We start from the raw sequence: 12978 nt of genomic DNA on the forward strand, positions 1-12978 counted from the left end.
GGGAACACCCGGTCCCATTCCGAACCCGGTAGTTAAGCCTTCCAGCGCCGATGGTACTGCACTCGTGAGGGTGTGGGAGAGTAGGACGCCGCCGAGCATACTTCACCCTCAGGGGCACTCGTTTACTCGAGTGCCCCTGAGGGTTTTTTGCGTTACCGTCCGTTTCGTGGCCGAGGTGACGAGACACGACGACCTGGCGGAGTTCTGGGCGTTGACGGGCGACTTCTTCAACGCCGACCCGGTGTTCCACACGATCCCGATCGCGGCGGTCGACCGCAGGCTCAACCACGCCGACCCGGAGGACGAGCCACCGCTGCTGGTCAGCGTTTCCGAGGACGGCGTCCTGGTGGCCGCGGCACTGCGCACGCCGCCGTGGCCGCTGACCTTGAGCGGTGTGGCGCCGGAGTGGGCGGAGGTCGTCGCGGACGCGCTGGCCGGCGACGTGGAGCTGCCCGGCGTCAACGGGCCGCGGGAGTCGGTGGAGGCCTTCGTCGTCGCCTGGGCCGCCCGCACGGGCTGCAACGCGCGGGAGCACATGGCGCTGCGCCTGTACGAGCTGGGCGACCTGGTCACGCCCGAGGTCCCCGGCGCCGCGCGCCTGGCGACCCTGGACGACCTCGAACTGCTCAGCCACTGGCGCACGGAGTTCGCCGTCGAGGCGACCGAGCAGGCCCGGGACGAGGGGAGCGAGGACCGCTCCCGGTTGATGCTGCGCGTCAGCCTGGCGGCCGGGCACGGTCACCTGATCTGGCACGTCGGCGACACCCCGGTGGCGTGGGCGGCGGCGAACGCGCCGGCGTCCGGCATGTCCCGCATCGGCCCCGTCTACACCCCGCCCGAGCACCGCAGGCACGGTTACGGCGCGGCGGTCACGGCCGCCTGCGCGTCGTGGGCGCGGGAGAACGGCGCCGAGCACGTGGTCCTCTACACAGACCTGGCGAACCCGACGTCGAACTCGATCTACCAGCGGATCGGGTTCCGGCCGGTGGTCGACTCGGCGGAGTTCGTGTTCACCCCGGCCGGTGACTGAGCAGGTCGCCCGGCTGGCAGTCCAACGCCTCGCACAGGGCGGTCAGCGTGCTGAACCGGATCGCCCTGGCCCGGCCGTTCTTGAGGATCGACAGGTTGACCACGGTCACGCCGACTCGGTCCGCCAACTCGGTCAAGGTCATCCCGCGCTCGGCCAGCAGCCGGTCGAGGTGCACCTGGATGCTCACACGGTTCCCTCCAGGTCCGCGCGCATCTCCGCGCTCGTGCGCATGATCTTGCCAAGCGTCAGCAGACCCACGCCGGTGACCACCGCCCACCACGGCACGGACCAGTCGAACAGGAACTCGACCAGGGGCACGTCGAACGTGACGGCCTGCCTCAGCAACAGCAGGCGCACGACGGCTTCGGCCGACGTCACGACCGGCATGGCCACGAGCGTGAACCACCCGAGTCGGCGCAGCCGGGCCGCGGTCGCCGCCGTGTGGACGCCCTCGGACGCCGCGCGTTCCAGCAGCCTCATCAGCAGGAAGAACAGCACAGCGTAGGCGAACCACGTCAGGGCGCCGTCGAGGACACCGAGCACCCGCTCGGGAAGGCCGGGGTCGTGCAGGCAGTAGCGAAGCTCCGACGGGTAGTTGGCCACACCCTCGCGCAGCGCTCCTTCACCCAGGTACCGCGCGCCGAACCCGCCGGCGATCGCGGCCGAGGAGAAGCACAGGTCGCGGACGGTGTTGCCGATCTCGGTCGTCACCCCGAGCAGGAAGCCCACCGCGGCGACCGACCACATGAGGCGCACGACCTTGGTGAACGGCCTCAGCACGTCCTGCTCCACGATCAGACCGTCCCTTCGAGGTCCGCGCGCATCTCCGCGCCGTCCCGCACGATCTTCGCCAGCGACAGCAGCGCGATGCCCGTGATGACCGCGAACCACGGCGCCTCCCACTCGCCGAAGAACGACGCGAAGCCCGCGTCGAACGTCACGGCGGCGTGCACGAGCGTGGTCCGCGCGATCGACTCGACCATCGCCGCCGCCGGCAGCACCCACAGCAGGTAGTGGCCGAAGCGCCGCACGTCGGCCGCCGTGGCCGGGGTGTAGATGCCGTGGAGCGCGGCACGCCGCAGCAGCAACAGGAGCAGCAGGAGCGCGCCGACCCTGGTGACGGCGGTCGGCGCCTCGGACAGGAAGTCGAGCACGTGCTGCCACGGCACGGGGTCGTCCACGCACAGCGTGACCCGGTCGACGTCGTCCAGCCGGACTCCCGCGACCAGGTCGCGGCCCTCCGCGTCGTGCGGCCAGTACTTGGCGGTGAAGCACACCGGGTCGAACAAGCCGATCGTCAGCCGGATCGCGGTGGTGAGGCCGAACGCCCCCAGACTCAGCGCGAACACCGCGGACACCACGCCGGTCAACGGCTCTAACGCGTTCCCCCTCGACATGAGATGCCCCCCGCATATCGTTTATCGATGTTATCGAGAAACGATACCCTCCAGCACGTCCCGCGTCACGGGCCGGTTGCGGGCGTGGGAGGAGAACACCAGGGACGTGGTCGTGTCGCCGTACCGCTGGGCCTGCTCCACGAACTCCTCGAGCTCCACCATCGACCGGCACACCACGCGCAGCAGCCAGCAGTCGTCACCGGTCACGTGGTCGGCGTCGCGCACCTGCGCGAGCGTCACCACCCGTTCCCGGAACCGGGGCGTGTCCAGGCTGCGCACCCGCACCCGCACGATGGCCTCGATCGGCAGCCCGAGCCGCTGCGGGTCGACCACCGCGACGTACCCGGTGACGATCCCGGCCTGCTCCAGCCGGCGCACGCGCTCGGTCGTCGCGGGCGCGGACAGGGAGACCCGCTTGGCCAGCTCGGTGAACGTCATCCGGCCGTCCCGCTGGAGCAGGTCCAACAACTTCCAATCCAGATCGTCCAGTTCCACCGTGGAATCGTAAGCGGAACCCGCGCCACGCCTGGAGTTCCGCATGGGACAGAACACGCTGGTCAGCCACGATTTACCCATGACCAACACGCTCCGCTTCCCCGCCGCCGACCCCGCTGCCGCCGCCGCGTTCTTCGCCGCGGAACTGGCCTTCGAGGCCGACCCGGACGACGTGGTCCGGGACCTGAAGGCAGGCACGACCGAGGGCTTCCAGCTCGTCGAGACCCGCAGTCCCGAGGCGTTCGCCCGGGTCCGCATCCCCGGCGCGATCAACCTCCCGCACTGGGACGTGGACGAGACGACCACCGCCGACTGGGACCGCGACCTCGTCTACGTCTGCTACTGCGAGAGCTTCGAGTGCAACGCCGCCACCAAGGGCGCGCTCAAGCTGTCGCGGCTCGGGTTCAAGGTGAAGCGACTGGCCGGCGGCATCACGACCTGGCACGCGTCGGGCTACCCGGTGGAAGGTGACGCGGTCGAGGGTGACGCGGTCGGGGCCGGCGCTGCGGCGGGTGACGGCGGCACGAGCCTGCACGGAATCTCCTGCGACTGCTGATCTACCCTCGGACGGGTGACGCGCCTGCTCGTGCTGCAACCCGACCGCGACGACCCGCCCGCCCGCCTCGGCGAGTGGCTGACCACCGCCGGGGCGGTGCTGGACGTGGTGAAACCGTACGAGGAACCGGTGCCGGAGACGCTCGACGGCTACCAGGGCGTGGTCTGCCTGGGCGGCGCGATGGGCGCGCTGGACGACGTCGCGCACCCGTGGCTCGCGGACGTGCGCAAGCTGCTGTCCCACGCGGTGTCGAAGCGGGTGCCGCTGCTCGCGATCTGCCTCGGCGCGCAGCTGCTGGCCGCGGCCACCGGCGGGCAGGTGCGGCGCAGCCCGCAGGGGCACGACGTCGGCGTGCGGCTGGTGGCCAAGCGGGACGCGGCGAGCGGCGACCCGTTGTTCGACGAGCTGCCGTGGACGCCGGACGTGCTCCAGTTCCACGAGGACGAGGTCGGCCTGCTGCCGCCGACGGCGTTGTTGCTCGCGTCCTCCCCGAAGTGCGCGAACGAGGCGTTCCGGGTCGGTGACCGCGCCTACGGCGTGCAGTTCCACATCGAGACCACGCCGGACATGGTTCTGGGTTGGGCCGAGGGGTACCCCGAGGCGGTGGCGAACGTGCGGCCGGAGGTGCTCGACCCGGACCGTCTCGCGGCCGGTCACGAGGACATTCAGGAGGTGTGGCAACCGTTTGCCGAACGATTCGTGCGCCTGGCCGCCGGTGAGCTGACGATCCACCGGAGCCTGCCGCTGGTGTGATGAACCTCCACCGATGTGAGCGTTCATCGTTCGGACAGGTAGCGTTCACCTCGTCGTCGTGAGTGTTCATCGGCCAGACGGGTAGCGTTTACCTTCGACTGTGTCGATTCAGTTGGAGGAATCAGCGTGGATGCCTCGCTCCTCGTCATCATCGTGGTCATCACGGCTCTGGTCTTCGACTTCACCAACGGCTTCCACGACACCGCGAACTCGATGGCGACCTCCATCGCCACCGGCGCGCTGCGGCCACGCACGGCCGTCGCCTTCTCCGCGGTGTTGAACCTGGTGGGAGCGCTGTTGTCGGTCGAGGTGGCCAAGACGATCTCCGGCGGGATCGTCGACGACGCCAGAATCACCCCTGCGATCGTCTTCGGCGGGCTGATCGGCGCGATCATGTGGAACCTCGTGACCTGGTACGTCGGGCTGCCGTCGAGCTCGTCGCACGCCCTGTTCGGCGGCCTGATCGGCGCGGCCTGGGTCGCCTCGGGCGCGGACGCGGTGCACTTCGCGAAGGTCGTGGACAAGGTCGTCGCGCCCGCGATCGCCGCGCCGCTGGTGGCGGGGATCGTGGCGCTGGTGGCGACCTACCTGACCTACCGGCTGACCAAGCGGGCGCGGAAGTCCGTGACGGACCGGGGTTTCAAGGCGGGCCAGATCGCGTCGGCCGCGCTCATGTCGCTGGCGCACGGCACTAACGACGCGCAGAAGACGATGGGCATCATCACGCTCACGCTGATCACCGCCGGGACGCTCGCGCCGGGTTCGGAACCGCCCCTCTGGGTGATCCTGAGCGCGGCGATCGCCATCGCGCTGGGCACCTACCTGGGCGGTTGGCGGATCACGAAGACCCTCGGCTCGGGCCTGACCACGATCGAGGCGCCGCAGGGCTTCGCCGCGCAGACCAGCGCGGCGACCGTGATCATGGCGTCCTCGCACCTCGGGTTCGCGCTGTCCACGACGCACGTCGCGTCCGGCGGCATCATGGGCTCCGGCCTGGGCCGCCAGCGCGACGGCGTGCGGTGGGGCGTGGCGGGTCGGATGGCGGCGGCCTGGGGGCTGACGCTGCCGGCGGCGGGCCTGGTCGGCGCGCTCGCGGGCAAGGTCGCGTCGCTCGGCACGGCGGGCGTGGTGGCCGTGGCGGTGGTCGGCATGGGCGTGGCGCTGGTGATCTGGCTGCTGTCGCGCCGCGAGCCGGTGCGGCCCGAGCACGTGGTGGACGAGATCGCGGCACAGGCCGAGACGCACAAGGTGGCGGCGTGAAGATCGACTGGGCGGCGTTGGGCGCCGTGTTCGGGGTGAGCCTCGCGGTGGTGCTGGGGCTGGTCCTGCTGTTCTCCGGCGGGCTGCGCGCGCTGTCGGCGCGGGAGGCGGCGCAGGAGCGGCAGGCGTCCACGGCGGCGCCGACGGTCGTGGCGGTGGCGTGCCTGCTGGCGTGCGTGACCGTAGTGTTGTTCGGCATCTACTTGATCGTGGCGGGCTGACGCTTTTTTCGGCGTCCCGGCGGGCTACGGTGTTCGTCGATGACCGATCCAGCCCGCCTGCCCACGTCCCCCGCGCGGTTCGGCCTGACCGAGGCGCGCGGCGGTGAGCACCTGCGCGCCGCCGGGTGGTGGGAGGGGCGGCGGCCGAGCGAGGGCAACGAGCCGATCCTGGTGGCGTTGTCCCGCAGCCCGGACCCGGACCTGGCGTTGCTCGGGGTCGACCGGCTGCGCGTCGCGCTCGGTGACCGGTGGCCCGAGCTGGACCAGGCGCTGCGGGACGTCGAGGCGTTGCGCGGGCGGCTGCTCGCGGTGCTGGGCTCGTCCACCGCGCTGTCGGACTTCCTGGTCGCCAACCCGGACCGCTGGCACGACCTGGTAGACGCCGAGCCGGTGGACGCGGGGTCGTTCGTGCCCGCCCTCCTCGCCGCGGTCGAAGGGCTGACCGGCGCGGACGCGGTGCGCGCGCTGCGGCTCGGCTACCGGGCGCTGCTGTGCCGGATCGCCGCCGACGACCTGGCGCACGTGGTCGAGCCCGACCAGCCGTACGTCAACTACGACGACGTGGCCAGCCTGCTGTCGGACCTGGCGGTGGCCGCGTTGCGGGCCGCGCTGGACGTCGCCGAGCGGCAGGTGCCGCGGTCGGACGAGTGCCGGCTCGCGGTGATCGCGATGGGCAAGTGCGGCGCGCGTGAGCTGAACTACGTCAGCGATGTCGACGTGGTGTTCGTCGGCGAGGGCGACCTGGCCGTGGCGACCCGGTTGGCCGGCGCCGTGATGCAGGTCGCGGGCCAGGCGTGCTTCGAGGTGGACGCGGCGCTGCGGCCGGAGGGCAAGGCGGGCGCGCTGGTGCGCACGCTGGACGGCCACGCCACCTACTACCAGCGGTGGGCGCGGACGTGGGAGTTCCAGGCGCTGCTCAAGGCCAGGCCGGTGGCCGGCGACGAGGAGCTGGGCCTGCGGTACATGGACGTGGTGCGGCCCCTGGTGTGGACGGCCGCCGAACGGGAGAACTTCGTGCCCGACGTGCAGGCCATGCGCCGCCGCGTGGAGGACCACGTGCCGGCGAGCCTGACCGACCGGGAGCTGAAGCTGGGCCGCGGCGGGCTGCGTGACGTCGAGTTCGCCGTGCAGCTGCTGCAACTCGTGCACGGTCGCGGTGACGAGGAGCTGCGCATCACCACGACCACCCAGGCGTTGACGGCGTTGGGGCGCGGCGGGTACGTCGGCCGCGCGGACGCCGCCGACTTCGGCCGCGCCTACCGGTTCCTGCGCACGTTGGAGCACCGGTTGCAGCTGCAGCGGCTGCTGCGCACGCACCTGTTCCCGGCCGACGACGACGTGGCCGCGCTGCGCTGGCTGGCGCGTGCGTCGGGGTTGCAGGCCGAGGGCGGGCTGTCGGAGAGCCAGGTGCTGCTCGCCGAGTTCCGCAAGCGCGCCAACCAGGTGCGCCGGCTGCACGAGAAGCTGTTCTACCGGCCGCTGCTGGAGGCCGTCGCGAAGGTGCCGACCGAGGGGCTGCGGTTGACCACGTCGCAGGCCGCGGCGCGACTGGCCGCTCTGGGGTATGCCGCGCCGGACGGCGCGTTGAAGCACATCGAGGCGCTGACCAGGGGCGTTTCCCGGCGGGCGCGGATCCAGACGGCGCTGCTGCCGGTGCTGCTGGACCTGTTCGCCACCACCCCGGACCCCGACCGCGGGCTGCTGGCGTACCGGAAGGTGTCGGAGGCGTTGGCCGAGACGCCCTGGTACCTGCGGCTGCTGCGAGACGAGGGCACGGTGGTCGACCGGCTGGCCGCGCTGCTGGGCACGTCGAAGCTCGTGCCGGACCTGCTGGTGCGCGCGCCCGAGGTGCTGCCGCTGCTGGCCGACACCGACGCGCTCGTCGGCCGCGACCCGATGACCATCGGCAACCCGCTGCGCAGCGCCGTGTCCCGGTACAGCGACCTGGGACGCGCGGTCACCGCCGCCCGGTCCCTGCGCCGCCAGGAGCTGCTGCGGGTGGCGTCGGCGGACCTGCTCGGGCTGGTGCCGCTGCGGACGGTGTGCGTGTCGCTGTCCGAGGTGTGGGTGGCGGTGTTGCAGGGGGCGTTGGACGCGGTGGTGCGGTCGGCCGGTGAGCGGTTGGCGTCGATCGCGGTCATCGGCATGGGCCGGCTCGGCGGGCGCGAGCTGGGGTACGGCTCGGACGCCGACGTGCTGTTCGTGTGCGAGCCCGCCGAGGGCGTGAGCGACCCCGACGCCGCCCGGTACGCGTCGTCGGTGGTGGAGCAGGTGCGGCGGCTGCTCAGCGCGCCCAGCCAGGACCCGCCGTTGCAGGTGGACACCGACCTGCGGCCGGAGGGCAGGCAGGGGCCCCTGGTGCGCACGCTCGACTCCTACCGGGCCTACTACGCGCAGTGGGCCGAGCTGTGGGAGGCGCAGGCGCTGCTGCGAGCGCGGTTCATCGGCGGCGACGCGGACCTCGGCGCGCGGTTCATCGAGATGATCGACCCGGTGCGCTACCCCGAGCACGGGCTGGACGCCGCCGCGGTGCGGGAGATCCGGCGCATCAAGGCACGCGTCGAGGCCGAGCGGCTGCCGCGCGGCGCCGACCCGTCCACGCACACCAAGCTGGGGCGGGGCGGGCTCGCGGACGTCGAGTGGACCGTGCAGCTGCTCCAGTTGCAGCACGCGTGCGAGGTGCCCGGCCTGCGCACGCCGTCGACGGTGCGCGGGCTGCGTGCGGCGACCGAGGCGGGCCTGGTGTCGGAGGACGACTCGTCGGCCCTGATGGACGCGTGGGTGATGGCGACCGAGGCGCGCAACGCCGTCGTGCTGGTGAAGGGCAAGGCCGGTGACCAGCTGCCCACGGCCGGGCGCGACCTGGCCGCGGTGGCGTCGGCGATGGGGCACGCGGGCGACCCGGGCGGGTTCCTGGACTCCTACCGGCGCACGACGCGTCGCGCGCGGGCCGTGATCGAGCGCATCTTCTACGGTTCCTGAACACTGGGGTTCGTGAAAGCGATCGCGCAGACCGAATTCGGAGATGCCGAAGTCCTCGTGGTGCGGGAGCTGCCTGACCCGCCGATCGCGCTGGACCAGGTGCTGGTCGAGGTGCGTGCCGCCGGGGTGAACCCGGTCGACCGGCTGGTGCGCATGGGGTACGTGGCGAGTTCGACGCCGTGCCACTTCCCCCTCGTGCCGGGCTGGGACATGGCCGGGGTGGTGCGCGCCGTCGGGCCCGCGGTGGACGGGTTCGCCGTCGGCGACGAGGTGTTCGGCTACCAGCGCAAGGACCACGTGCAGCACGGGACGTACGCGGAGCTGATCGCCGCCACCGAGCGCGGGTTGGCGCACAAACCGGCGTCGCTGTCGTTCGTGGAGGCGGGCGCGCTCTCGCTCACCGGGCTCACGGCGTTGCAGTCGTTGCGCAAGGTCGGGGTGTCGTCGGGTGACACGGTGCTCGTGCACGCCGCCGCGGGCGGTGTCGGGCACCTGGCCGTGCAGGTGGCGCGGATCCTCGGCGCGGCAAGGGTGATCGGCACGGCGTCGCCGCGCAACCACGGGTTCCTGCGGTCGTTGGGCGCGGAGCCGGTGGCCTACGGGGACGCGCTCGTGGACAACGTGGCCGAGCTCGTCGGCGGCGACGGGCTGGTCGACGTGGCGTTCGACTGCGTCGGCGGCGCGGCGCTCAACGACTCGCCCGCGCTGGTGCGCGACCCGGCCCGGATCGTGTCCATTGTGGATACCAACGTGCTGGAGCTCGGCGGCCGGTACTCCTACGCCAAGCCCGTGCGGGAGGACCTGGACTGGCTGGCCGGGCAGGCGGGCTCGGGCGCGCTGAAGGTGGAGGTGCAGCAGACGTTCCCGCTGGCGCAGGCCGCCGAGGCGCACCGGCTGCTGGAGGGCAAGCACGTGCGCGGCAAGGTCGTGCTGACGGTGTGACGTGTGGTGGAGGGCCCCCGTCGAGGGCGGGGGCCCTCCGGCTGCCTACTCCTCGTCGACGGTCGGGACCGTGGTGAGCAGTTCGACGATCCACTCCTCGACGAGCGTGTCGTCGGATTCCTCGTCCTGGACGAGGCGGTTCGACACCCGGACGCCGAGACCGAGCACGTCGGCGGCGCCGATCGCCTCGATCGCCTCGGCGGCGGAGTCGAAGATGTTGGTGGACAGCACCTGGGCGGGGGTTGCGACGTCATCAGACACGGCGCGACCTTAACCGCCCTCCCCGATCGGGGTAGGAGCAGCCCTGGTGTCGACGGCGTGTTGATCGGGGGCTACGCACCGTCGATCTAGGGCCGCCACGCATTGACTATTGGTGTTCCTTATGTCGAGACTAGCGACACTCCTGGGGGAGATTCACGTTCGCACGCGTGCGCCCGGACGAAGGACGTCATGGACGACGAGACCCACCGCAAGAAGAGCAGCGCGGCTTTGAAGATCAGCTTGGTCATGCTCGGCGTGCTGGTCCTGCTCGGGGTGATCCAGGCGGTCACCGCCGGCACGGTCGGCGTCGGCGCGTTGAGCGTCACCCTGCGCGAAACTTCTTCGACCACGCCCACCTCCACCTCTCCCACCTCGGAGGACACCGTCGGCGGCCTGGACGGCGCGGTGGGCACGACCTCGGAGGAAGAAGCGCCGCCCAGCGTGGACACCAAGGTGCTCACGGGGTCGTGGAAGCAGGCGCGCGGCCTGCTCACCGTGGAGATCACGAAGGTGGAGAACTCCGGTGGCCGCCTCAAGGTGTTCGCCACCGCGATCAACGCCAGCAACGCGAAGATGGACCTGCCCCTCGCGTCCATCTCCGCGGTCGACGACGCGCAGCGCGACTACGCCGCGTCGGTGTCCACCAGCCGGTGGCCGGTGTCGATCGCGAAGAACTCCAGCATCAACGGGTACCTGGAGCTGGACCGGAAGGCCGGCGCCGACAGCACGTCGTTCTCGCTGACGTTCGCGGGGATCATCGGCCAGCTCGCGCCGACCGGCGGTGCGGTGACCGTGACCGGGATCCCGATCCCCGAGTAGGTGGACGTCCTCGTCGGTGTGCTGGTCGGGCTGGTCGGCCTGTGGCTGGTGCTGCTCCTCGGTCTGTTCCTGGTCCGGCCCCGCGGCGTGGCGCTGCGGTTGGTCCTGCGGCTGCTGCCGGACGTGCTGCGGTTGGTGACGCGCCTGGCCCGTGACCCGCGGGTGCCGCGGTCGGCGCGCGTGCGGCTGTGGCTGCTGCTGGGGTACCTGGCGCTGCCGTTCGACCTGGTGCCCGACTTCATCCCGGTGCTGGGGTACGCGGACGACGCGATCGTGGTGTGCTGGGTGCTGCGTTCGGTGATCCGTGCGACCGCGTTCGACCTGGTGGAAGCCCACTGGCCCGGTACCGCGGACGGGCTGGCGGTGGTGCGCCGGTTGGCCGGCGTCGGGCCGGGCGGGGCGAGCAGGGGGTAACGCGGTCGGTACGCTGCGCGACTTTCCGTGCCGACCGGTGACCGTACGACGGGACGAGGCTGAGAGTCCGATGCCGGCGAGCGGAGGGCCGTTCAGGCACCTCGACTCCGAGGCGAGTGAGCCGCCCCTGGTGCGGCCCCGCTCGTCCACGCCGTCCTCGACCTGACCTGCTCGTGGAAGGCCGAAGGCCCGGTGACCGTGGTGGTCACCGGGCCTTCGGCCTGTGGAGGTGTGAGTGGGGCTTCAACCGGTAGAACTGCTGGTCAGAGCCCCGCGTCGATCACACGTCGTAGTAGAGCGCGAACTCGTAGGGGTTCGGGCGCAGGCGCAGCGGGTCGATCTCCTGCTCCCGCTTGAACGAGATCCAGGTGTCGATGACGTCCGGCGTGAAGACGCCGCCCTCCAGGAGGAACTCGTGGTCCGCCTCGAGGCTGTCCAGCACCGCGTCCAGGGACGCCGGCACCTGCTTGACGTCGCGGGCCTCCTCGGGCGGCAGCTCGTAGAGGTCCTTGTCGATCGGGGCCGGCGGCTCGATCTTGTTCTTCACGCCGTCCAGGCCGGCCATGACCATGGCCGAGAAGGCCAGGTACGGGTTGCCCGACGAGTCGGGGCAGCGGAACTCGATGCGCTTGGCCTTGGGGTTGTTGCCGGTGATCGGGATGCGCACGCACGCCGACCGGTTGCGCTGGGAGTAGACCAGCGACACCGGGGCCTCGTAGCCCGGGACCAGGCGGTGGTAGGAGTTCACCGTCGGGTTGGTGAACGCCAGCAGCGACGGCGCGTGGTGCAGGATGCCGCCGATGTAGTGCCGCGCCGTGTCCGACAGGCCCGCGTAGCCGGACTCGTCGTGGAACAGCGGCTGGCCGTCCTTCCACAGCGACTGGTGGGTGTGCATGCCCGAGCCGTTGTCGCCGAACAGCGGCTTCGGCATGAACGTCACGGTCTTGCCGGCCTGCCACGCGGTGTTCTTGATGATGTACTTGAACAGCATCAGGTCGTCCGCGGCGTGCAGCAGCGTGTTGAACTTGTAGTTGATCTCGGACTGCCCGGCGGTGCCCACCTCGTGGTGCGCGCGCTCGACGGAGAAGCCCTGGGCCTGCATGTTGAGGACCATCTTGTCGCGCAGGTCCGCGTAGTGGTCGGTCGGCGAGACGGGGAAGTAGCCGCCCTTGTACTTGACCTTGTAGCCGCGGTTGCCGCCCTCTTCCTCACGGCCGGTGTTCCAGGCGCCGGAGATCGAGTCGATCTCGTGGAAGGAGGCGTTCGCGGTGGTGTCGAAGCGGATCGAGTCGAAGATGTAGAACTCCGCCTCGGCGCCGAAGTACGCGGTGTCCGCGATGCCCGACTCGGTGATGTACTGCTCGGCCTTGCGCGCGATGTTGCGCGGGTCGCGGCTGTAGGCCTCACGCGTGAACGGGTCGTGCACGAAGAAGTTGACGATCAGCGTCTTCTCGATCCGGAACGGGTCGAGGCGCGCGGTGTAGAGGTCGGGCAGCAGCAGCATGTCCGACTCGTGGATCGACTGGAAGCCGCGCACCGACGAGCCGTCGAACGCGAGGCCCTCGGCGATGGCGTCGGCGTCGAACGCGCTGGCCGGGAGCGTGAAGTGCTGCATCACGCCGGGCAGGTCGCTGAAGCGGACGTCGACGAACTTCACGCCCTCGTCGGAGATGAACTTCAGGACCTCGTCGGGATTCTTGAACACCCTCGTCGACTCCTCTGCTGCGGTGGGGGCGTGGTTGTACGCCGCTGCGTGGTGCGGCCTGCCATCGTGGCGAAACTAAGACCGTGGTGTTGCCCAGCCGTCACCCGCGTGTTTCGCCAGTGTTAACGGGCCTCCCAGGTCGG

At 71.1% G+C, this 12978-nt stretch carries 15 protein-coding genes and 1 rRNA gene; 10 read left to right on the forward strand and 6 right to left on the reverse strand.

What is annotated here, in order from left to right; genetic code table 11:
• Together rrf and ACZ7GX_RS39240 are read left to right on the forward strand one after the other, a co-directional pair.
• Positions 1-97, forward strand: a 5S ribosomal RNA gene (gene rrf / locus ACZ7GX_RS39235); the annotation flags it as partial.
• 69 nt (positions 98-166) lie between these two features.
• On the forward strand, positions 167-1030 hold the full coding sequence (locus tag ACZ7GX_RS39240; protein WP_498784741.1) for a GNAT family N-acetyltransferase: 864 nt from the start codon (positions 167-169) through the stop codon (positions 1028-1030).
• On the opposite strand, the gene ACZ7GX_RS39245 is transcribed toward ACZ7GX_RS39240, so the two are convergent.
• The 4 genes from ACZ7GX_RS39245 to ACZ7GX_RS39260 are packed head-to-tail and all read right to left on the reverse strand — an operon-like array spanning position 1011 to position 2922.
• Positions 1011-1217 (reverse strand): helix-turn-helix domain-containing protein, encoded by a 207-nt coding sequence (locus tag ACZ7GX_RS39245; RefSeq protein WP_053717423.1) that lies wholly within the window; start codon positions 1215-1217, stop codon positions 1011-1013. The genes ACZ7GX_RS39240 and ACZ7GX_RS39245 overlap by 20 nt on opposite strands.
• The gene (locus tag ACZ7GX_RS39250; RefSeq protein WP_498784743.1) at positions 1214-1822 is read right to left on the reverse strand and encodes a hypothetical protein; all 609 of its coding nucleotides are present in this window, start codon (positions 1820-1822) and stop codon (positions 1214-1216) included. The genes ACZ7GX_RS39245 and ACZ7GX_RS39250 overlap by 4 nt, the downstream gene beginning before the upstream one ends.
• Positions 1823-1824: 2 nt before the next feature.
• The gene (locus ACZ7GX_RS39255) at positions 1825-2427 is read right to left on the reverse strand and encodes a hypothetical protein (RefSeq protein ID WP_498784745.1); all 603 of its coding nucleotides are present in this window, start codon (positions 2425-2427) and stop codon (positions 1825-1827) included.
• Positions 2428-2457: 30 nt separating this feature from the next.
• Positions 2458-2922, reverse strand: coding sequence for an Lrp/AsnC family transcriptional regulator (locus ACZ7GX_RS39260; RefSeq protein ID WP_053717420.1), 465 nt, complete (start codon positions 2920-2922; stop codon positions 2458-2460).
• A 79-nt stretch (positions 2923-3001) separates the two neighbouring features.
• Between ACZ7GX_RS39260 and ACZ7GX_RS39265 the strand changes: the two genes are divergently transcribed.
• The 6 genes from ACZ7GX_RS39265 (at position 3002) to ACZ7GX_RS39290 (ending at position 9636) form a co-directional block, all read left to right on the forward strand.
• Positions 3002-3478, forward strand: a complete 477-nt coding sequence (locus ACZ7GX_RS39265) for a rhodanese-like domain-containing protein (protein ID WP_498784747.1) — start codon at positions 3002-3004, stop codon at positions 3476-3478.
• Positions 3479-3493: 15 nt separating this feature from the next.
• On the forward strand, positions 3494-4231 hold the full coding sequence (locus ACZ7GX_RS39270) for a type 1 glutamine amidotransferase (protein WP_498784749.1): 738 nt from the start codon (positions 3494-3496) through the stop codon (positions 4229-4231).
• 126 nt (positions 4232-4357) lie between these two features.
• Positions 4358-5491, forward strand: coding sequence for an inorganic phosphate transporter (locus ACZ7GX_RS39275; RefSeq protein ID WP_498784751.1), 1134 nt, complete (start codon positions 4358-4360; stop codon positions 5489-5491).
• The gene (locus ACZ7GX_RS39280; protein WP_498784753.1) at positions 5488-5712 is read left to right on the forward strand and encodes a hypothetical protein; all 225 of its coding nucleotides are present in this window, start codon (positions 5488-5490) and stop codon (positions 5710-5712) included. The genes ACZ7GX_RS39275 and ACZ7GX_RS39280 overlap by 4 nt, the downstream gene beginning before the upstream one ends.
• 39 nt (positions 5713-5751) lie before the next feature.
• Positions 5752-8694 carry a bifunctional [glutamine synthetase] adenylyltransferase/[glutamine synthetase]-adenylyl-L-tyrosine phosphorylase gene (locus ACZ7GX_RS39285; RefSeq protein WP_498784755.1) on the forward strand — a complete coding sequence of 981 codons (2943 nt, stop codon included), beginning with the start codon at positions 5752-5754 and terminating at the stop codon, positions 8692-8694.
• A 12-nt stretch (positions 8695-8706) separates the two neighbouring features.
• Positions 8707-9636: an NADP-dependent oxidoreductase gene (locus ACZ7GX_RS39290; protein WP_498784757.1), complete on the forward strand. Its 930-nt coding sequence runs from the start codon at positions 8707-8709 to the stop codon at positions 9634-9636.
• 45 nt (positions 9637-9681) lie between these two features.
• On the opposite strand, the gene ACZ7GX_RS39295 is transcribed toward ACZ7GX_RS39290, so the two are convergent.
• On the reverse strand, positions 9682-9897 hold the full coding sequence (locus ACZ7GX_RS39295; protein WP_053717413.1) for a hypothetical protein: 216 nt from the start codon (positions 9895-9897) through the stop codon (positions 9682-9684).
• 189 nt (positions 9898-10086) lie between these two features.
• Here ACZ7GX_RS39295 and ACZ7GX_RS39300 point away from each other — a divergent pair, with 189 nt between their 5' ends.
• Positions 10087-10716: a hypothetical protein gene (locus ACZ7GX_RS39300; protein WP_498784759.1), complete on the forward strand. Its 630-nt coding sequence runs from the start codon at positions 10087-10089 to the stop codon at positions 10714-10716.
• Complete coding sequence (locus ACZ7GX_RS39305; protein WP_498784761.1) at positions 10717-11130, forward strand: YkvA family protein; 414 nt, start codon at positions 10717-10719, stop codon at positions 11128-11130.
• Between the two features lie 280 nt (positions 11131-11410).
• On the opposite strand, the gene glnA is transcribed toward ACZ7GX_RS39305, so the two are convergent.
• The gene (gene glnA / locus ACZ7GX_RS39310; protein ID WP_498784764.1) at positions 11411-12835 is read right to left on the reverse strand and encodes a type I glutamate--ammonia ligase; all 1425 of its coding nucleotides are present in this window, start codon (positions 12833-12835) and stop codon (positions 11411-11413) included.
• Between the last annotated feature and the right edge of the window lie 143 nt (positions 12836-12978).

This window comes from Actinosynnema sp. NPDC037264 (assembly GCF_055603705.1).

Bases quoted from the DNA above. Each gene is read 5' to 3' on its own strand.
- ACZ7GX_RS39300 (WP_498784759.1), top strand. From the start codon at position 10,087: ATGGACGACGAGACCCACCGCAAGAAGAGCAGCGCGGCTTTGAAGATC.
- ACZ7GX_RS39265 (WP_498784747.1), top strand. From the start codon at position 3,002: ATGACCAACACGCTCCGCTTCCCCGCCGCCGACCCCGCTGCCGCCGCC.
- ACZ7GX_RS39255 (WP_498784745.1), bottom strand. From the start codon at position 2,427: ATGTCGAGGGGGAACGCGTTAGAGCCGTTGACCGGCGTGGTGTCCGCG.
- ACZ7GX_RS39285 (WP_498784755.1), top strand. From the start codon at position 5,752: ATGACCGATCCAGCCCGCCTGCCCACGTCCCCCGCGCGGTTCGGCCTG.